Here is a 20,224-nt window from a genome sequence, read left to right as displayed (position 1 = left end):
GCGGAATGTCCGGCATGGGCGGAATGTCCGGCATGGGTGGCATGTCTGGTATGTCCGGCATGGGCGGCATGTCTGGTATGTCCGGCATGGGTGGCATGTCTGGTATGTCCGGCATGGGCGGAATGTCCGGCATGGGTGGCATGTCTGGCATGGGCGGAATGTCCGGCATGGGTGGCATGTCCGGCATGAGCGGCATGGGCGGAATGTCCGGCATGGGCGGAATGTCCGGCATGGGCGGAATGTCCGGCATGGGTGGCATGTCTGGTATGTCCGGCATGGGCGGCATGTCTGGTATGTCCGGCATGGGCGGCATGTCTGGTATGTCCGGCATGGGCGGCATGAGCGGTATGGCTGGCAAGGGTGGCGGCTGGGTCTGCACCCAGTGGACCTACGGCCAGAGCGGCATGTCCGGCATGGGTGGCATGAGCGGCATGTCCGGTATGGGCGGCATGTCGGGAATGTCCGGCATGGGCGGCATGTCGGGCATGGGCGGCATGAGCGGAATGTCCGGTATGGGCGGCATGTCCGGCATGGGCGGCATGAGCGGTATGTCTGGCATGGGCGGCATGTCTGGCATGGGCGGCATGTCCGGTATGTCGGGCATGGGCGGCATGTCCGGAATGTCGGGGAACGCCAAGAAGAACTAACCCGTTCTTCTGAGTGCTGAACCGAACGGCGTGGGGGAGTGACATTCCCTGGTTCGTCCTTCCCCACGCCATTTTTCCTGGAAAAAACAATTGGTCAGGTGAGCCATGAGGCGCACGACACTTCTTTCTATTGCCGCGGCCGGTACGGCTGGCGCGATCTTGGCATTGGCGTCGGCGGGTAGCGCGGTGTGGGCCGGTTCCGATGCCGGCGCGGCGCAGAAGCCGATCGTGGTTGCCGCCGCGGATACGGCGAAGGCGGCACCGGCGGAAACGTCTCCGGCGAAGAGCTATGACAGCGCGCGCTGGGATCCGATCCATTTCAAGCCGGCGATCGATAAAGCGACCGACGAGGACTGCCTCGCTTGTCACAAGGAAATTCTCGAGCGCACGCCGCAAGAGGCGTCGCCCGCCGGCGTCAAGGCGTCGGAAACGCTGGCCTGGTATCAGACGCTCGACACCTATTCGGGCGACCAGATGACCTTCCATCAGCGCCACCTGACATCGCCTTTCGCGAAGCAGGTGATGAACCTGTCGTGCACGTTCTGCCATCAGGGCAACGATCCGCGCGAAGAGTCGCCCGGGCCGCATGTTGCGGGCGCCGAAGCAGGGGCTTTCACGCTGCGCAAGATGGTCAATCCGGAAACGACCTGCCTGCGCTGCCATGGCCAGTATGACTACGAGCTGATGGGCACCGGCCCGTGGCATGAATTCCGTGCCGACCTCGAGGACGAAGAGTCTCCGAATGGCTGTCTGTCCTGTCACGAGGAATTGTTTCGCACGGTCCGCCATCAGGTGACCTACTTGAACGCCGAAGCTATCGAAGAGGCGGCCAAGAAAGGCTCCGACGTCTGCTACGGCTGTCACGGTGGACGTGCCTGGTATCGTATCTCCTATCCGTATCCGCGCCACGCCTGGCCCGACATGGACGAAGAAATCCCGGATTGGGCAAAAGATCGTCCGACCGAGTCCGAGGCCCGCTTCCGCAAGACGGAGGCGAAGTGAAAATGCCCGGAAACGCATCAGATTCAAGGGAGCGGGACGTGACTGGATCGAAACCTGCGGGTGGCCTGAGCTCGGTGTTCAACGTCAATCGCCGCACATTTCTGCAGACGGGCTCGGCGGCACTGACCAGTGGCCTGTTGCCGATCGCCGGCGCCAGGGAAGCGGCTGCCTTCGCCTACGAACCCTATCCGCGCGACGACGAACTGGAGACGGTCGTCACCAGCTGCGCGCACAACTGCGGCTCGCGTCATGCGCTGGTCGCGCACAAGAAGGGCGATGTCATCGTCCGCCTGTCGACCGATGACGGGCGCTATCAGAAAGACGGCGCCTTCGGCAAGGACACGGAAGAGGAGCCGCAGCTGCGCGCCTGTCTGCGCGGCCGGTCCTATCGCGTCCGCCTCTATTCTGCCGAGCGGTTGCTTTACCCGATGAAACGGGTCGGCAAGCGTGGCGAGGGCAAGTTCAAGCGTATTTCGTGGGATCAGGCGCTGACCGAGATCTCCGAAAAGATGGTCTATCTGAAGAACAAGTATGGCCCGCAGGCGCTGCTCGACCAGTCCTATGCCGGCGCGTCCTACGGCGTTCTGCACAAGTCCGACCAGATCGAGGGTCTGCTCGGCCGGTTCCTCGGCATGTTCGGCTGCCGCACCAGCTCGTGGTCGGTGCCGTCCTATCAGGGTACGACGTTCTCCTCGCGCATCACCTTCGGCACCATCGAAGATGGCAACGAGGACGACGCGTTTGCCCATTCCAAGCTGATCATCATGTGGGGCTGGAACCCGGCCTACACGTTCCACGGCGGCAACACGTTCTACTACATGCGTCTTGCCAAGCAGCGCGGCTGCAAGTTCGTGGTGATCGATCCGCAGTACACGGACTCGGCGGCGACCTACGATGCGTGGTGGATTCCGATCCGGCCGAACACGGATGCGGCGATGATGGCGGGCATGGCCCACTACATCTTCGCCAACAACCTGCAGGACCAGGAGTTCATCAACAAGTTCTGCCAGGGCATGGATGCCGGCACGATGCCGGGCTGGGCCCAGGGCGGCGAGAACTTCAAGGACTATATCCTCGGCACCTATGACGGGACGCCGAAGACGCCCGAATGGGCGGCCGAAATCTGCGGTGTGTCGGCGGAAGACATCATCAAGCTCGCCGACATGTACGTCAAGACGAAGCCGGCGGCGCTGAAGGCGTCGTGGGCGCCGGGCCGCAATGCCTATGGCGAGCAGTACAATCGCATGGCGGCTGCGCTGCAGGCGATGACCGGCAATATCGGCATGCTCGGCGGATGTGCCGAGGGCGTTGGCAAGGCGTTCCACTCTGAAGCCGTCGCCTATCCGTACGATCAGTATTCCAATGTCTGGTACGCCTCGATCAAGTCGGACCGGTGGGCACATATCGTGCTCAACTATCCGAACGTTTCGCGCGAGGAAGCGGGCCTTTGGCCGCGCAACGATCAGTACGACGGCGTGGTTCCGAACATTCGCGGGATTTTCTGGCAGGGGTCGGACTGGTTCAACCAGCTCACCAACATCAACAAGGAAATCCAGGCGATCCGCAAGTGGGACGAGCAGGGCGAGAGCGAGAGCCTGCTGGTGTGCATGGACTCGACCATCACGCCGACCGGCATCTGGGCCGACTACCTGCTGCCGATCGCGACGCACTTCGAGCGGCACGACGTGGCGCTGCCCTGGTACAAGGGGCACTACTACATCCACCGTCCGAAGGTGATCGAGCCGCTCGGCGAGTCGAAGACCGATATGCAGGTGTTTACCGAGCTGGCCTATCGGCTCGGCTTTGGCCCGGGTTACAATCCGAAGGCCAACCGGGACTACTTCTTCGTCAACGACTATGTCGACGAGGCCTATCTGACGGATTGGTGGCACAAGGTGCAGGAACACCAGCACGTCGACATGAGCTGGGAAGAGTTCAAGCAGCACGGCATCTACAAGTTCCGCTTGCCAGAGCCGCATGTCGCCTTCAAGGCCAATGTGACGCAAGGGGTTCCGTGGGGAACGCCGTCCGGCAAGATCGAGATCCTGTCGACGGTTCTGGCCCAGACGCAGGACTTCACCAAGACCCAGTACGGCTACCACATCCCGTATATCCCGAAGTGGATCGAGCCGTGGGAATCCCTCAATCATCCGAAGAGGGAGAAATTCCCGTACCACATGATCAGCCCGCATCCGCGCTGGCGGACGCACTCGATCTTCAACAACATTCCCTGGCTGCGTGAGACCTACGAACAGGAAGTCACGATCAACGCCAGCGATGCCAAGAAGCTCGGGATCCAGACGGGCGACATGGTCGAATGCTTCAACGATCGCGGTCGCGTCGTGGTGCCCGCCTACGTGACGGAGCGCTGCATGCCCGGAGTGGTCGTGCTGCACGAAGGCGCGTGGATGGACGTGGATGAAAATGGCGTCGACCGGTCCGGTAATCCGGACTTCCTGACCGACGACAATCCGAGCCCTGCGGGTGCTTTCGCGTACAACACCGTGTTGTGCGACATCCGCAAGAGTGAACTTGAGCACCGCCCCGGTTGGGACAAGCTGGCGACCTCGCGCAGCCATGTCTTCCGGCGCGATATGTAACCTGTATCGAGACAAGGAGCCGTACCCATGGCGACTGACAAGGCGGTGATCAAGGAAGCCATCAAGAAGCGCAAAAGGGAGACCTATGTTCCGGTCGTGCCCGACATGCAGCTTGGCTTCATCCACAACAACGTCGATTGCATCGGCTGCCGGGCCTGCGAAATGGCCTGCAAGGACAAGAACGGGCTGCCGCCCGGACCGCGTTTCCGCCGCGTGCAATATATCGAGGGCGGCACCTTCCCGGAGGTGTTCGCCTACAAGATCAACATGTCGTGCAACCATTGCGCCGAACCGGCGTGTTTGCCGACATGCCCGACGGGGGCGATCTTCAAGCGGCAGGACAATGGCGTGGTCGATATCGACTCGACCCTGTGCATCGGCTGCCGCCGGTGCGAGGCGGCCTGTCCGTTCGGCGCGCCGCAGTTCGACCCGGAAGACGGCCTGGTCAAGAAGTGCAACATGTGCATCGACGAGCTCGAAGCCGGACGCAAGCCGTATTGCGTGATGGCGTGCATGATGCGCGTGCTGGACATCGGTCCGATCGACCAGTTGCGGGATGGCACCTACGAAACGAAGGCGCTTGGCCCCGACGACAAGGTCGTGCGGCAGGTTCGCAACATGGCGAACCCGGATCTGACCAATCCGTCCATCGTGTTCGTTCCCCATTCGAAGGGAGCTGTTGAGTGAGTACAGCAGAGCCGTCCGCCGGCCTCGGCCGGGAAGAGCGGCGAGCGATATCCACGGATCTGACAACGCTCGCGGTCCTGCACGACCGCGAGCCGGATTCGGAGTCCCTGGCGCGGTTGCGGCAGGCACCGTTCCAGGACTGGCTCGGATTGCGGCTGACGAAGCCGGAGTCCGGGCAGGCTTTGGCGTTTTTCGATGAGGCACTTGCGGGTCTTCCGGAGCCGCTCGATGAGGTGTCGCTCGATGAGCTGGCGGCTGATTTCGCGCGTATCTATCTCGGCTACCGCTACAAGGTCGCGGCGACGGAGTCGGTCTGGCTGACCGAGGAAAACCTCGTCATGCAGGAACCGATGTTCGAGATCCGCGAGGCGTACGCGCATTATGGGCTCGAGGTCGAAAACTGGCGGACCAGATCCGACGACCATCTGGTGCTGCAGCTGGCATTTCTCGCCCATGTCATCGCGCAGGAAGATCGGCCCTATGCGCTGATCGATGCAGGCCGCTTCATGGACGCGCATATCCTGCAATGGATTCAGGCCTTTGCGCGGCGGGTGACGGAGCGGGCCGAGCAGGCCTACTACGCCGGTCTGGCGCTTGCGACGGCGTGCTACCTCGATGAACTGCGGGATTTGCTCGTGGCGGCTACCGGTGAGGCGCGGCGGGACACGGAGATCGCGGAAAAGATCGCGCCGCAGCAAGAACCCGACGAGGCGCGTGACGGATCGCGGTTCGTGCCGGGCACTGGCCCCACGTGGTAATCGTCTCATGCAGGCAGAACCGGCCCATGCAACCGCGGCAAGCGGATCCGACGTCGATTTCGCGCCGGATATAAACGGCGAGCGGTGCGTTCATGCCCTGATCGGCGATGCGTCGTGCCGGGCCTGCGCGGATGCCTGTCCGCATGATGCGATCATCATCGACGACGAGCGGCTCGGTATCGATGTGAGCCGTTGCGATGGATGCGGCCTATGCCTGCCGGCCTGTCCGCAGCGGGCCGTGGAGGCGGAAACCGTGCCGCTGCCTCGCATCGGGCGTGACGGTGCGCTCATTGCCTGCGATCAGGTCGCACCGGCGGGCGGTGCTGGCGTTCGCCGTTGTGTGCATTCGCTCGGCGTGCGCGACATCCTCGACTTAGCGCGGATGGGCGTTGCCTCAGTCTCGGTTTTTTGCGGCGACTGCAAAAACTGTGACCGGGGGCGTTCGTCGCAGCGTTTCGAAGCCGCGCTGTATGCGGCCAATGCGCTGCTGGCCAGTCGCGGTGGTGCGACGGTCGAGAAGCGTGCGGTCGACAAAGCGGGGTTCGAGCGGGCGCGTGCCGAAATCGGCGAGGGGTTGAGTGAGAAAGGCCTGTCGCGACGCGGCCTCTTCACCGGGCTTGCCAAGGCGGCTCGGGAGCGGCTCGACGACATATCTTCGGTGGATGCCGATCCGCTCATGCTGCTCGAGTGCGATCGCGACGGTGCGCTCTTCCTGTTTCACCCCATCATCGACGTCGAGCGCTGTACGGCCTGCGGGTCGTGCGCGCGGATTTGCCCGCACGGGGCGCTCGCCTTCGTGCGGTCGCGTAACGTCCCGATGCTCGCGGTAGATGCGGCGCGTTGTACCGGTTGCCGCATGTGCATTGATATCTGCGCCGAACAGGCGGTTGTGCTAGAAGGATTGGTACCCCGCCGGCAAAGCGGCCTTGAATTGGTCGAGATGGACTGTCCGGCGTGTGGCCGGCCGTTTACGCGGCTTCGCTCGCAAGGCGTCGCGCCGCGTGAAACGTGTCCGATCTGTGCCGTAAACAATCCGTATTCAAAGCTGCATCAGGTGATCCGTGACGAGCGAAACTGAACAAGCGCCCTGGCTGCGCGATTTGATTGATACGGTGGAGCGAAAAGGTCGTTCGGGGCATTTCATTGTCACCGGCATGGTCTACAGGCCGAGCCTTTTCGCGATCACCGCGAACGCACTTGGAGTGCGGTTCTTCGATTTCCGAAAGAGCGTAATGGCGTCCCATGGACGCGATGCCGGACAACTGCCCCTGACCGCGCTCGACGAGGCAATCGCGGAACTCGCGAAGGCGGGCGGTGGCCTCTGCCACAATGCGGAAGCGCTGCTCGCCTCAAAATCGGCGTGTGAACGCAAGGCCTGGCTGGCGCGTTTCCTCGAAATCGACAGCGGGCCGATGGTGGTTTTGCCGGTGGTTGTGTTCTCCGGCGAGTTGCCGGAATCGGCCGGGCGTATCGCCGTGCTGCCGGACGACGAAATTCCTGAGGAGAGCTTCCTCATGCGCCTGCTCTACGCGGACCACAAGGAACCGCTTTCGGGCGCGAACAGCTAACGACACGATTTCTGCCGCGCGGCCGCTTCGGCCAAACGGCGGGAGCATGGAATACGGAACGGGACATCGACACGCATCATGGCTTGGGTTGCCACCAGTCTGGCTCGCAAACTGGTCGTCCGGCTCTCTCTCGTGCTGGGCGGGGTGTCTATATTATTCCTGGTTCTGCTCGTTGTTCTTTACCGCCAGCAGATGCTGCGAACCCAGGGAGAGGTGCTGTCGGAGGTGAACGGCCTGCTTCGGGTGTCGCTCGAAAACGCGATGCTGAAGCGCGACCTTCCGGGCCTTCGCGATATCGTGCGCCGGCTTGGCGAACGCCCGGACATCGTCTCGGTGATGATCGTCAATCCCGACCGGGAGGTGCGCTTTGCCTCGCACGAGCATGATCTCGGGCGGGTGCTGACGGCCGCGGTCGAGGAGGACTGCGTCGACTGTCTTGGCGAGCCCAACGCGTTGTCGCCGACGACGCGGATGATCTCGATGGCCGGTGACGGCGATATCCTGCGTAGCATCGTGCCGGTGCCCAACCGCGCGCCGTGCAAGGAGTGCCATGGCGACGCGTCGGAACATCCGGTCAACGGGGTTCTGGTGGTCGATCAGGCGGCGAGCGGTATCCGCCGTCAGGCGCTGACGTCTTTTGCCGTGCTCGGCTTTTCCGGGTTGTTCGTGATCCTGCTGGTCGGCGGGGCCGGGGCCGCGTTGCTGCGCGCCGATGTGGTGCAGCCTATTTCGCGTCTTTACGATGCGAGCCGCAGCCTGTCCGATGGACATCTCGATACGCGGGTGTCGATCGCCGGCAAGGACGAACTGGCGGAGCTCGGCGCCAGCTTCAACGAAATGGCGGCGCGGCTGGAATCCAGCCTCAAGGCGATCCGCGAACGCGAGAGCTTTCTGCAGGCGATGATCGACGCCATTCCCGACGGCATTCGGGTCATCGACGAGGACTACAACGTCGTGATGGTCAACAGCGCCTATCGCGGCCAGCAGCGCAGCGATGTCGAAAACCTGGTCGGACAGCCCTGCTACGCGGCCCATGGGCGTGACGAGCCGTGCATTCCGACCCTTGAGACATGCCCGTTCCACGCGCTCGGCGATGGTGAGATGCTGAAATACATGCATCGGCACATCGACGCGTCCGGCAAGGAGATCATTGTCGAGACGACGGCGGACAGGATCGTGCGCAGAGATGCCGATGGCCGCGAACGGGTGCTGATCGTCGAGGCGATGCGCGATGTGGGCCAGCAGGTCCGTTACTCGCAGGAACAGCGGCTTGCCGAACTGGGCCAGCTCGCGACCGGTATCGCCCACGAGGTCTACAATCCGCTTTCCTCGGTTCGTCTTGGTTTGCAGGCGCTGCTGCGGCAATCGGAAAAGGACGCGGGCCTTTCCGAGAAAACGGTCGACTATCTGCGGCTGGTCGACGGCGAAGTCACCAAATGTATCGAGGTCACCAACCGGCTGTTGTCGTTGAGCCTGCCGCCGAGCAAGCATCTGCAACTGGTTTCGCTGAAGCAGGTGATCGACGATACGACGTCACTCTTGCGTTATGAGGCCGAGCAGCGCGGGATCGATGTCGACCTGCGGCTTGGCAGCGAGGATGCCCGAATATTCGCGACAGAGAGCGAGATGCGTATGATCCTGCTCAATCTCGTACAGAACGCGTTCCACGCGATGCCGGATGGCGGCACGGTCACGATTGCCCGCGATGTCGAGGACGGGTTCGTCGAGCTTTCGATCGGCGATACCGGTGTCGGCATCCCGGCGGAAACGCTTGCGCATATTTTCGATCCGTTCTTCAGCAAGCGTGCCGACCGGGAGCAGGGAACAGGCCTTGGTCTCACAATCGTCAAGGCCGTGGTCGCCCGCTATCGCGGCAAGATTTCAATCGACAGCCAGGTCGGCGTGGGCACGACCTTCACGCTGCGCTTCCCCGAGGCCGGTACGGGCGAGATCCCCGGTATGCAGCCGGATGAAACGACATGAAGACAATTCTCGTCATCGAGGACGACAAGGTTCTCAACCATCTTATTGTTTCGCAGCTCGGCATGCTCGATTTCGCAGCCCATGGCGCGGCGTCGTGGGCCGAAGCGGAACGCTTTCTGGAAACGACGGAGCCGGATCTGATCCTACTCGATATCCGCCTGCCGGATGCCGACGGATTTGAACTGGTTGCCAAGCTGGTGCCGCAGACGCCGCTGATCGTGCTGACCGCTTACGGCTCCATCGAGCAGGCGGTTGCGGCGATGCGGGCCGGCGCCAGTGAATATCTGGTCAAGCCGGTCAATCTGGAAGAGCTCGAGTTGGCGGTCGCGCGAACGCTCGACAATGTCGAACTGCGCAAGAGTGTCCAGTTCTACCGCACCCGGCAGAGCGCCTGGCGCCAGTCGTTCCTGATCGGCTCGAGCGAGGAACTGGCCCGCGTCGAACGGCTGATCGAGGCGGTCGCGGAAGAAAACACCACCGTGCTGATCCAGGGCGAAAGCGGCGTCGGCAAGGAGCTCGTGGCGCGTGAGATCCACGATCGCAGCGGTCGGGCGGAGAAGAACTTCGTCGCGCTCGATTGCTGCACGCTGCAGGAGACGATGTTCGAATCCGAGCTGTTCGGCCACGAGGAGGGCGCGTTTACCGGCGCGCCGGCGTTCAAGAGTGGCCTGATCGAAACCGCCAATGGCGGCACGCTGTTCCTTGATGAGATCAGCGAGATTTCGACCTCGATGCAGGCGAAGCTGCTGCGTACCATCGAGAGCGGCCGCTACCGCCGCTTCGGCGGCCTGAAGGACCTTCTGGCGGAAACAAGGGTCGTTGCGGCGACCAATCGGGACCTCACCGATATCGTCAATGACGGGCAGTTCCGGCCGGACCTGTTCTACCGTCTGAGCGCCTTCGTGATCGATGTGCCGCCGCTGCGGTCACGGCGTGACGATATTCCGGAACTGGCCCGGCATTTTCTTGCCAATCACGATTTCTCGCGGCGCATCTCGAAAGAGATTGCACCGGACGCCGAGCGCGCGCTGCTCGCCTACGACTGGCCGGGCAACGTGCGTGAGCTGCGCAACGTGATCGAGCGGGCGATCATCATCTCCGGCCAGGAGCCGGTGATCACCGCCAAGCATCTCGGGCTTTCGGTGTCGCGGCCATTCGGGGCTGCGGGGTCGTTCACGGTCAAGCTGGCGTTCGAATCCGAGCCGACGCTCGAAGAGGTCAAGCGCGGCTACTTCCTCAATCTCTATCGCAAGTATGGCGGCCACCGCATGCAGATCGCCGAGTCGCTCGGCATCAGCGAGCGCAACGTCTACCGGCTGGTGAAGCGCTACGGCCTGAAATAGGCGGGGTAGGCCCCCGTTTCAGGCGGAGGGTGTTTCGGGCGCCGCGTCAGGCTCGTCGACGAGGCCGTTGCCGGTTTCTTCCGCGAGCAGCTCGTGGTGGCGTTTGGCCTGAACCTCGATGAAGACATTGCTGATGGTTGGGAAACGGGCACGGATCGCCTGTTCCATCGAATAGATCGCTTCCTCGACCTTGCCGGCCGGCAGGTAGTCCTCGAAATCCACTGACAACGCCAAGAGGATGTCGGCCGGGCCGCGATGCAGCGTGCGCAGCTCGTTGAGATGGCGGACGGTCGGCGTCGCGGCGACGATCCGCTCGATGGTCTCGACCACTTCGGGGTCGGCAGCCTCGCCGATGATCAGGCCCTTGGTCTCGTAGGCGAGCAGGGCGGCGGTCGCAGCCAGGATCAGGCCGATCATGATCGAGGCCGCACCATCGAGCCAGAGGAGGCCCAGATATTGCGTGCCGATGAGGCCGAAAAAGGCAACGAGCAGGCCGAGCATGGCCGCGGTGTCCTCGAACAGGACGGTGAAGACGGTGGGGTCCTTGGAGACCCGCACGGCTTCCAGGTAGCCGAGCTTTCCCTTGACGTTGGCGAATTCCTTGAAGGCTATGAACCATGCGCCGGCCTCGAAGATCATCGCCAGAATGAGCACCCCGTAGGCGATATACGGGCTTTCGACGGGATGGGGATGCAGCACCTTCTGGATGCCCTCGTAAATCGACACGCCGGAGCCGACGGCGAAGATCAGGATCGCGACGACGAAGGCCCAGAAATAGAGCTCGACGCCATAGCCGAACGGGTGGTTCCTGTCGGCCGGGCGGGCGGCGCGTTTCATGCCGTAGAGCAGCAGGCCCTGATTACCGGTGTCGACGAGGGAGTGGATGCCCTCGGACAGCATCGCCGACGAACCGGTGATGGAGGCGGCGACGAATTTCGTCACGGCGATCAGTGAGTTACCCGCGAGCGCGGCGAAAATCACCTTCTTCGATCCATGGGCCATCGGGCACCTCGCGTAAATATGAGCCGCATATCGTGACCAATGGAATAAAAAGGTTAGCGGGCGGGATCAACCGAAAGGATGCTAAATGAACGGGATCGTGCGGTATTGTCTCGGTATCGGCCTGGCGTTGGCAATGGCATCGGTTCCGGCGGCGGCGATGGCCGGAAAGGCCGACGTTCTCGCGGTCAAGACGGCGAAACGCGCTGACGGCACGTGGACGTTTCATGTTACGGTGCGCCATGCTGATTCCGGCTGGGATCATTATGCCGACCGCTGGGAAGTGCTGGCTCCCGACGGGACGGTTCTGGCGACCCGGGTGCTGGCGCATCCTCATGTCGCGGAACAGCCGTTTACCCGCAGCAAGTCGGGCATAAGTATCCCGGAAGGTGTTGAGTCTGTGACCGTGCGCGCGCGTGATTCCGTTCACGCCTACGGCGGTGAAGAGCGAATTATCCGTTTGGAGCCTTGAGAAATCGGGGCAAGTCGGCCATATGTGAGCAAATTCTAATATATGGTCGACCAACCTCCCGGTCGGCGGGCAATGGCTAGATAGACGGAAGTGGGGCGATGAAAGCTTCTTGGAGAGCAGTTTTTGCGGCTGCGGTGGTGTATGCCGGCAGTGCGTCGGGCGCGGCGTTTGCCGCCGAGACCCTCACGGTTGAGCCGGTCGAGATCGAAGACACCAAGACGGTTTATGCCGAGGTGCGCAGTGTCGACACGATCCCGGCGCGGGCGCGCATTGGCGGCACGGTTGCGGAACTGACGGTCGATGAAGGCATGTCGGTGACCGCCGAGCAGCAGATCGCAACAGTCGGCGATACCAAGCTGGCGCTGAAGCTCGATGCGCTTGCAGCCCAGATCCGTGCGGTTGCCGCCGAGGTGGAAAACGCGCGCACGGAGCTTGAGCGCGGCAAGCAGTTGCAGAGCCGCGGCATCATCGCTCAGGCGCGGCTCGACACACTGGCAACCGCATTCGAGGTCGCTTCGAAGAAAATGGAATCGGCCGAGGCCGAGCGCTCCGTCGTCGTGCAGCAGCTCGCCGAAGGTGCCGTTGTCGCGCCGCAGGCCGGTCGTGTGCTCAGCGTGCCGGTGACGGCGGGCAGCGTGGTGTTGCCTGGTGAGACCATCGCGACCATCGCCGCCGAAGGCTATATCCTCCGTCTTGAAGTGCCGGAGCGCCACGCCCGCTTCATGAAGGAGGGCGACGTGATCTTCGTCGGTGACCGCGAGCTCGACAAGGACACCGAGGTGCGCACCGGCACAATTCAGCAGGTCTATCCGGAACTGCAGAACGGTCGTGTGGTCGCAGATGCCGCTGTCGCCGATCTCGGCAGCTATTTCGTCGGGGAACGGGCCCTGGTTCGCGTTTCGGCCGGCACGCGCACGACGTTTTTGTTGCCCGAGGACTATGTCTTCACCCGCTATGGTACCGATTTCGTCAAGTTGCAGCGGGGCGAAGGCGAGCCGATCGACGTCGTCGTGCAGCTCGGCCAGATCGTGCGCCATGACGACAAGCCGTTCATTGAAGTTCTCTCGGGCGTCGCGGCGGGCGACCGGCTGGTGAAGCCATGAAGCTCGGTCTTTCCGGGCGACTGACCAGCGCGTTCATTTCGTCGCCGCTGACGCCCTTGTTCCTGCTGGCCTCGATCGCGGTCGGGCTGGTCGCGCTGATGCAGCTTCCGCGTGAGGAAGAACCGCAGATTTCGGTGCCTCTCGTCGATATCTTCGTCACTGCCGATGGCCTCAAGGCCGACGACGCGATGAAGCTCATCACCGAGCCGCTCGAGGCCATCGTCAAGGCGATCGACGGCGTCGAGCATGTCTATTCGCAGACCAACGACGACCGGCTGACGGTGACCGCGCGGTTCTATGTAGGCACCAATGCCGACGACGCGATCCTGCGCGTGCACGAAAAGCTGCGCGCCAATATGGACCAGATACCGGTCGGTATTCCCGAGCCGCTGGTGGTCGGGCGCGGCATCGATGACGTTGCCATCGTGGTCCTGACGCTGGCGCCGAAGCCAGAGGCGGCGGATCGTTGGTCCGATGTCGGCTTGCGCAGCATCGCCGAGGAGCTGCGCGTAGAGGTGGCCAAGCTCCCCGATGTCGGCCTGACCTATCTGGTCGGTGGGCGGGCGAAGCAGATCCGCGTCGAGCCGGACCCGGAGCGCCTGGCGCTTTACGGCATCACGCTCGCCCAGCTTGTCGGCAAGGTGCAACAGGCGAACCGGTCCTTCGTTGCCGGCGATGCGCGCGACCAGAACCGCAACATCCCGATCGTCGCCGGGCAGACGCTGAACGGCGTGCCCGATATCGGACTCCTTCTGATTACGGCGCGTGACGGGCGTCCGGTCTATGTCCGCGACGTGGCGAAGGTCGTCGTCGACTCCGTTCCCGAAGAGCATCGCGTCTGGCACATGGTGTCGGACGGCAAGGGCGGCATGATCCGCGTTCCGGCCGTCGAGGTGGCGGTCGCCAAGCGCGCCGGCGCGAACGCGGTGGTCATTGCCGAGGAGGTGCTCGAACGCGTTCATATGCTCGAGGACCGTCTGGTTCCGGCCGACCTCACCGTCGAGATCACCCGCGACTACGGCGAGACGGCGAATGAAAAAGCTAACGAGCTTTTGTTCCATCTGGCGCTCGCCACGATTTCGATCGTGCTTCTCGTCGGCCTCGTGATTGGCTGGCGCGAGGGCATCGTCGTCCTCATTGTCATTCCGACCACCATCCTGCTGACGTTGTTGGCGTCCTGGCTGATGGGCTACACGATCAACCGGGTGAGCCTTTTCGCGCTGATCTTTTCGATTGGTATTCTCGTCGACGATGCGATCGTGGTGATCGAGAACATCGCCCGACACTGGAGCATGCACGACGGGCGCTCGCGGGCGCAGGCGGCCATCGAGGCCGTTGCCGAAGTAGGCAATCCGACCATCGTCGCGACGCTGACGGTGATTGCCGCGCTTTTGCCGATGCTGTTCGTGTCCGGCCTGATGGGCCCCTATATGAGCCCGATTCCGGCCAATGCGTCGGCCGCGATGCTGTTCTCGTTTTTCGTTGCCGTGATCCTGACGCCGTGGCTGATGATGCGGTTCGGCTCGGGCGATCATGGCGGCGAGGAAGCCCATGGCGGAGGCCATGGCGGGGCGCTCGGCAAGCTCTACCGGATCGCGGCCAAGCCCATCGTGTCGACGCGTTCGGGCGCCTGGATATTCCTGCTGCTGGTCGGCGCGGGGACGGTCGCATCGACCATGCTGTTTGCCACCAAGGACGTGACGGTCAAGCTGCTGCCTTTCGACAACAAGTCGGAAATCCAGGTTGTCGTCGATCTGCCGGAAGGTTCGTCGCTTGAGGCGACCGACCGGGTGCTGACGCTTGCTGCGGAACGGCTTTCCGACCTTACCGAACTGGTTTCGGTGCAGTCCCATTCCGGCACGGCGGCACCGTTCAACTTCAATGGGTTGGTGCGGCACTACTATCTGCGCGAAAATCCGGAATTGGGCGATCTGCAGCTCAACCTGTCGCCGAAGACCGAACGCGAGCGGACCAGTCACGAGATCGCGCTCGATGTGCGCGAACGGTTGAAGGGGCTCGATATTCCGCCTGGTACGTCAATCAAGGTGGTGGAAGTGCCGCCCGGACCGCCGGTGCTGGCGACCCTGCTGGCGGAGGTCTATGGACCGGACGCGGAAACGCGCCGCGCGGTTGCTTCGGAGTTGCGCAAGATTTTCGAAGGCGTGCCGTTCATCGTCGACGTCGATGACAGCTTCGGCGAGCGTACGGTTCGCGAACGCATCCGCATCGATCAGGACAACCTCGAGTACCACAATGTGGAACAGCAGGACGTCTACGACACGATCACCCAGCTGGTCGGTGGCGTGACGGTTGGCTATTCGCATCGCGGCGAGGGGCGTCATCCGGTCGAGATCGCGGTGCGGCTGCCGAAGAAGGATTTGCAGATCAGCGAGCGGCTTCTGTCGACGCCGGTCGCGGCGAATGCCCTGCCGGGCAATCGCTCCGTGGTCGAGCTCGGCGATGTCGTGCGGGTTTCGGAAGAGCCGACGTCCTATCCGATCTTCCGCCATAACGGACGCAATGCGGAAATGATCTCCGCCGAACTGGCGGGCGCGTTCGAGGCGCCGGTCTACGGCATGATGGAGGTCGCCGATCGGGTGGAAAACCACGACTGGGGTAATCTGCCGAAGCCGGAGATCCTGTTCCATGGTCAGCCGGCGGACGAGTCGAAACCGGCGATGCTCTGGGATGGTGAGTGGGAGGTGACGTTCGTGACCTTCCGCGACATGGGTGCTGCGTTTGCCATCGCGATTCTCGGCATTTACGTTCTGGTGGTCGCCCAGTTCCGCTCGTTCAAGATCCCCCTGGTGATCCTGACGCCGGTGCCGCTGACGCTGATCGGCATCATGTTCGGCCACTGGCTGTTCAATGCGCCGTTCACGGCGACGTCGATGATTGGCTTCATCGCACTGGCCGGCATCATCGTTCGAAACTCGATCCTGCTGGTCGATTTCATCAATCATCTACGGGCGCCAGACCGCACCTTGCGGGAGATCCTCATCGAGGCCGGTTCGATCCGCTTCAAGCCGATCCTTCTGACCGCGGTCGCGGCGATGATCGGTGCGGCCGTGATCCTGTTCGACCCGATCTTCCAGGGTCTGGCGATCTCGCTGCTGTTCGGTCTGGTGTCGTCGACGTTGCTGACGGTGCTGGTCATCCCGGCGATCTATATCGCGCTGCGTGATGACAAGAAGAAGTTCGGCTGGACGGCTGAAGACGCCAAATAGCGTTCGGCTTGCCCGGCGCTGGAAAAACAGGAAACCCGGTCGGGAGGCATCCCGGCCGGGTTTTCTTTACAGCGCGCCGAATGCCTTGACGCCTTCGGCGACGAACTGCACGGCGAGGGCTGCGAGTAACACGCCGAGCAGGCGGGTCAGGACGGCCTGCGCGGTCGCGGTGATGTGTCGGTGGATGCTGCTAGCGAGCAGGAAGACGACGAGCACCATAGAGATCAGAACGGCAATGATTCCGATCAGGCCGGCAAGGACCAGCCAGTTCGGCGCTTTGGTGGCGAGCAGCAGGGCGGCCGAAATCGATCCCGGACCCGAGATCAGCGGAATGGCGAGCGGGAAGACCGCGAGGTCGGCATGGGTTTCCTCCTCGACAGCTTTTTCGGCTGTCTCCGTCTTTCTCTGCTGACGCTTCTCGAACACCATTTCAAAGGCGGTCCAGAACAGCAGCAGGCCGCCCGCGATGCGGAACGCGGGGATCGAGATGCCGAGAACCGAAAGCAGCGGATTGCCGACCAGCGTGAAGGTAACAAGAATTCCGAATGCGATCAGGCAGGCGCGATAGGCGATGGCGCGGCGCGCCTCGGAGCGTGCGCCGGCGGTGACGGCCAGAAAGATCGGTGCCAGACCGATCGGGTCGATGGTCACGAACAGGGTCGTGAAGGCGTTGACGAAGTAGTCGATTTCCATGGGTCCCCGCAGCCTGGCGCGATGCCGAAGGGCGAGCCTATCAGGTCGTGAGTCGGGTGCAACCGCGGTGTCGTCGGCGCATTGCCGGCAAAGCCTTGTGGACGGTTTGGAGAACTGTCGATAACGCGTTGAAAAACCGAAATAAAAACAATGTCTTCGCGAGGTGCGGCGAATTGGCTTTGGCCGGGTGAATCGGCTATAAGAAGCGGACCACGAAAGAGCCGAAGAGAAGCCCCTTGTCGGACGACAAAAAGACGCCGCCACACGAACCCCTGCCGCAGGATATCAGACCGATCTCGATCACTGACGAGATGAAGCGGTCGTATCTCGATTACGCCATGAGCGTGATCGTGTCCCGCGCGTTGCCCGACGTTCGCGACGGCCTCAAACCTGTGCATCGCCGCATCCTCTATTCGATGCACGAGAACGGCTATGAGTGGAACAAGCCGTATCGCAAGTCGGCCCGCGTGGTCGGCGACGTTATCGGTAAATATCATCCGCATGGCGACCAGGCCGTCTATGACGCGCTGGTGCGTATGGCGCAGGACTTTTCCATGCGCCTGCCGCTTGTCGACGGGCAGGGCAATTTCGGCTCGGTCGACGGCGATCCGCCGGCTGCCATGCGTTATACGGAAGTTCGTCTGGCGCGGCCGGCACACAGCCTTCTGTTCGACCTGGACAAGGATACGGTCGATTTTCAGGAGAACTATGACAATTCGGAAAGCGAGCCGACGGTCATGCCGGCGCGCTTCCCCAATCTGTTGGTCAATGGTGGCGGCGGCATCGCGGTCGGCATGGCGACCAATATCCCGCCGCACAATCTCGGCGAGGTGATCGACGGTACCGTGGCGCTGATCAATGATCCGGCGCTGCCGCTCGAAGAGCTGATGCACATCATCCCGGGGCCGGACTTCCCGACGGGGGCGATGATCCTCGGCCGTTCGGGCATTCGCTCGGCTTACGAGACCGGCCGCGGCTCGATCGTCATGCGCGGCGTGGTCACCACCGAAATGGTGCGCAAGGATCGTGAGGCGTTGATCGTTCACGCCATTCCGTATCAGGTGAACAAGGCGTCGATGATCGAGAAGATCGCCGAACTGGTGCGCGAGAAGCGCATCGAAGGCATCTCCGACATCCGCGACGAGTCCGACCGCACCGGTATGCGCGTTGTCATCGAGCTGAAGCGCGATGCGGTTGCCGATGTCGTGCTCAACCAGCTCTATCGCTTCTCGGCACTGCAGACGACGTTTGGCGCCAACATGGTGGCACTGAACGGCGGGCGTCCGTCGCAGCACAATCTGCGCGACATGCTGACTGCCTTCATTGCGTTCCGCGAAGAAGTTGTCAGCCGGCGCACCAAGTTCCTGCTCAACAAGGCGCGCAACCGGGCGCATGTTCTTGTCGGCCTGGCGATCGCGGTTGCCAATATCGACGAAGTCATCAAACTGATCCGTACCGCGCCCGATCCGGCGACGGCGCGCGCGCAGTTGATGGAGCGGCACTGGCCGGCGAGCGACGTGGCGCCGCTGATCGCGCTGATCGACGATCCGCGCCATCGGGTCGACGAAGACGGGACCTATCGTCTGTCGGAAGAGCAGGCACGGGCGATCCTCGATCTGCGCCTGCAACGGCTGACGGCGCTCGGTCGCGACGAGATCGGCGACGAACTCGAAAAGCTCGCATCCGAAATCCGCGAATATCTGGAAATCCTGCGCTCGCGGGCGCGGATCCAGGAGATCATCAAGAATGAGCTCGCCGAGATCCGCGAGCTTTTTGCCACCCCGCGCAAGACCGAGATTTCCGATGCGCTCGGCGATTTCGAGGACGAAGACCTCATTCAGCGCGAAGACATGGTGGTGACCGTCACCCATGGCGGCTACATCAAGCGCGTTCCGCTGTCGACCTATCGGGCGCAGCGCCGCGGAGGCAAGGGGCGCTCGGGCATGTCGATGAAGGAGGACGATTTCGTCGTTCGCCTGTTCGTCGCCAATACGCACACGCCGGTCGTGTTCTTCACCTCGCGCGGCATTGCCTACAAGAAGAAGGTCTATCAGCTGCCGCTCGCGGCGCCGCAGGCGCGCGGCAAGGCGCTGGTCAATCTCCTGCCGATCCAGTCGAACGAGCGTGTCACGACGATCATGCCGCTGCCCGAGGATGAGGACAGCTGGGATACGCTCGACGTCATGTTCGCTACGACAACGGGCTCGGTACGGCGCAACAAGTTGAGCGATTTCACGGGGATACGCCAGAACGGCAAGATCGCCATGAAGCTCGATGAAGGGGTCGATATCCTCGGTGTCGAGACCTGTACCGAGGACGACGACGTCATCATCACGACGGCGCTCGGACGCTGCATCCGTTTCCCCGTCGGCGATGTGCGGGTATTCCAGAGCCGCGATTCCATGGGTGTTCGCGGTATCAATCTCGGCGATGGCGACCGGCCGATCTCGATGGCGATCCTGCGCCATTTCGATGCGACGCCGGCGGAGCGCAACGCCTACCTGAAGATGCGGCGCGCGGTGAATGGCGAAACGGATGCCGAAGCCGTTGTCGAGGATGGCGACGAGGAAGCCGGCGCCGACGCCGCGATCGAACTCGGCAGCGAGCGCTACGCGGAAATGGGCGCGAGCGAGCAGTTTATACTGACGCTGTCGGAGAACGGCTTCGGCAAGCGCTCGTCGAGTTTCGAGTACAGGACGTCCGGACGTGGCGGCAAGGGTATCGCGGCGATGGTCGTCAACGACCGCAACGGGCCGCTCATCGCATCCTTCCCGGTCGAGGACAGCGATCAGATCATGCTCGTCACCGACGCCGGCCAGTTGATCCGCTGCCCGATTTCGGGGATTTCCGTCGTCGGCCGCTCGACCCAGGGCGTGCGCGTGTTCCATACCGCGGCGGACGAAAAGGTCGTTTCTGTCGAGCGGCTTAGCGATGTGGAGCAGGACGAGGACGAGATTGTTGACGAACCCGGTGCCGAGGATGAAAACGGCGCTTCGGGTGAGGGCGACGGTCCCGAGACCCCGCCATCCGGCGGCGACGACGCCTGATCCGACTTCCTCCCGACTAGGCATTTTCAAAAAAAAATGGCCGGTGCGATGGCACCGGCCAGACGAGGGAGGTCGTGATGAAGGTTGGTCACGGC

Annotated in this window: 15 protein-coding genes; 12 read left to right on the top strand and 3 right to left on the bottom strand. The window is 62.7% G+C overall.

Features of this window, described 5'->3' with window-relative positions; genetic code table 11:
* Positions 1–714 (bottom strand): hypothetical protein (locus tag C0606_03745; GenBank protein ID PLX39698.1); only part of this gene is annotated, 714 nt, incomplete at its 3' end.
* A 38-nt stretch (positions 715–752) separates the two neighbouring features.
* Between C0606_03745 and C0606_03740 the strand changes: the two genes are divergently transcribed.
* From C0606_03740 to C0606_03705, 8 genes are all read left to right on the top strand, one after another.
* The gene (locus C0606_03740) at positions 753–1,649 is read left to right on the top strand and encodes a hypothetical protein (protein ID PLX39618.1); all 897 of its coding nucleotides are present in this window, start codon (positions 753–755) and stop codon (positions 1,647–1,649) included.
* A gap of 2 nt (positions 1,650–1,651) precedes the next feature.
* Entirely contained in the window at positions 1,652–4,249 is a 2,598-nt protein-coding gene (locus tag C0606_03735) for a molybdopterin oxidoreductase (GenBank protein PLX39617.1), read from the top strand.
* Positions 4,250–4,276: 27 nt separating this feature from the next.
* Positions 4,277–4,936, top strand: coding sequence for a 4Fe-4S ferredoxin (locus C0606_03730; GenBank protein ID PLX39616.1), 660 nt, complete (start codon positions 4,277–4,279; stop codon positions 4,934–4,936).
* Positions 4,933–5,694, top strand: a complete 762-nt coding sequence (locus C0606_03725) for a hypothetical protein (GenBank protein PLX39615.1) — start codon at positions 4,933–4,935, stop codon at positions 5,692–5,694. The genes C0606_03730 and C0606_03725 overlap by 4 nt, the downstream gene beginning before the upstream one ends.
* The gene (locus C0606_03720; GenBank protein ID PLX39614.1) at positions 5,552–6,772 is read left to right on the top strand and encodes a hypothetical protein; all 1,221 of its coding nucleotides are present in this window, start codon (positions 5,552–5,554) and stop codon (positions 6,770–6,772) included. Before C0606_03725 ends, C0606_03720 begins: the two co-directional genes overlap by 143 nt.
* A 76-nt stretch (positions 6,773–6,848) precedes the next feature.
* Positions 6,849–7,262: a hypothetical protein gene (locus tag C0606_03715; protein PLX39613.1), complete on the top strand. Its 414-nt coding sequence runs from the start codon at positions 6,849–6,851 to the stop codon at positions 7,260–7,262.
* A gap of 78 nt (positions 7,263–7,340) precedes the next feature.
* Complete coding sequence (locus tag C0606_03710) at positions 7,341–9,245, top strand: histidine kinase (protein PLX39612.1); 1,905 nt, start codon at positions 7,341–7,343, stop codon at positions 9,243–9,245.
* On the top strand, positions 9,242–10,588 hold the full coding sequence (locus C0606_03705; GenBank protein PLX39611.1) for a sigma-54-dependent Fis family transcriptional regulator: 1,347 nt from the start codon (positions 9,242–9,244) through the stop codon (positions 10,586–10,588). Before C0606_03710 ends, C0606_03705 begins: the two co-directional genes overlap by 4 nt.
* 18 nt (positions 10,589–10,606) lie before the next feature.
* Here the strand turns inward: C0606_03705 and C0606_03700 are convergent, their stop codons facing one another.
* The gene (locus C0606_03700; protein PLX39610.1) at positions 10,607–11,590 is read right to left on the bottom strand and encodes a cation transporter; all 984 of its coding nucleotides are present in this window, start codon (positions 11,588–11,590) and stop codon (positions 10,607–10,609) included.
* Between the two features lie 85 nt (positions 11,591–11,675).
* Here C0606_03700 and C0606_03695 point away from each other — a divergent pair, with 85 nt between their 5' ends.
* The 3 genes from C0606_03695 (at position 11,676) to C0606_03685 (ending at position 16,389) form a co-directional block, all read left to right on the top strand.
* Positions 11,676–12,059: a hypothetical protein gene (locus C0606_03695; GenBank protein ID PLX39609.1), complete on the top strand. Its 384-nt coding sequence runs from the start codon at positions 11,676–11,678 to the stop codon at positions 12,057–12,059.
* Between the two features lie 98 nt (positions 12,060–12,157).
* Positions 12,158–13,162, top strand: coding sequence for an efflux transporter periplasmic adaptor subunit (locus C0606_03690; protein ID PLX39608.1), 1,005 nt, complete (start codon positions 12,158–12,160; stop codon positions 13,160–13,162).
* Positions 13,159–16,389: a multidrug transporter AcrB gene (locus tag C0606_03685; protein PLX39607.1), complete on the top strand. Its 3,231-nt coding sequence runs from the start codon at positions 13,159–13,161 to the stop codon at positions 16,387–16,389. Before C0606_03690 ends, C0606_03685 begins: the two co-directional genes overlap by 4 nt.
* 66 nt (positions 16,390–16,455) lie before the next feature.
* On the opposite strand, the gene C0606_03680 is transcribed toward C0606_03685, so the two are convergent.
* Positions 16,456–17,082, bottom strand: coding sequence for a MarC family transcriptional regulator (locus C0606_03680; protein ID PLX39606.1), 627 nt, complete (start codon positions 17,080–17,082; stop codon positions 16,456–16,458).
* Positions 17,083–17,318: 236 nt separating this feature from the next.
* On the opposite strand from C0606_03680, the gene C0606_03675 reads away from it, so the two are divergent.
* On the top strand, positions 17,319–20,129 hold the full coding sequence (locus C0606_03675; GenBank protein PLX39605.1) for a DNA gyrase subunit A: 2,811 nt from the start codon (positions 17,319–17,321) through the stop codon (positions 20,127–20,129).
* Positions 20,130–20,224 lie beyond the last annotated feature (95 nt).

This window comes from Hyphomicrobiales bacterium, assembly GCA_002869065.1.
Lineage (GTDB): Bacteria > Pseudomonadota > Alphaproteobacteria > Rhizobiales > Rhodobiaceae > Rhodobium.
Note: the sequence above shows the minus strand (reverse complement) of the source record. Positions and strands in the feature narration are given on the sequence as shown.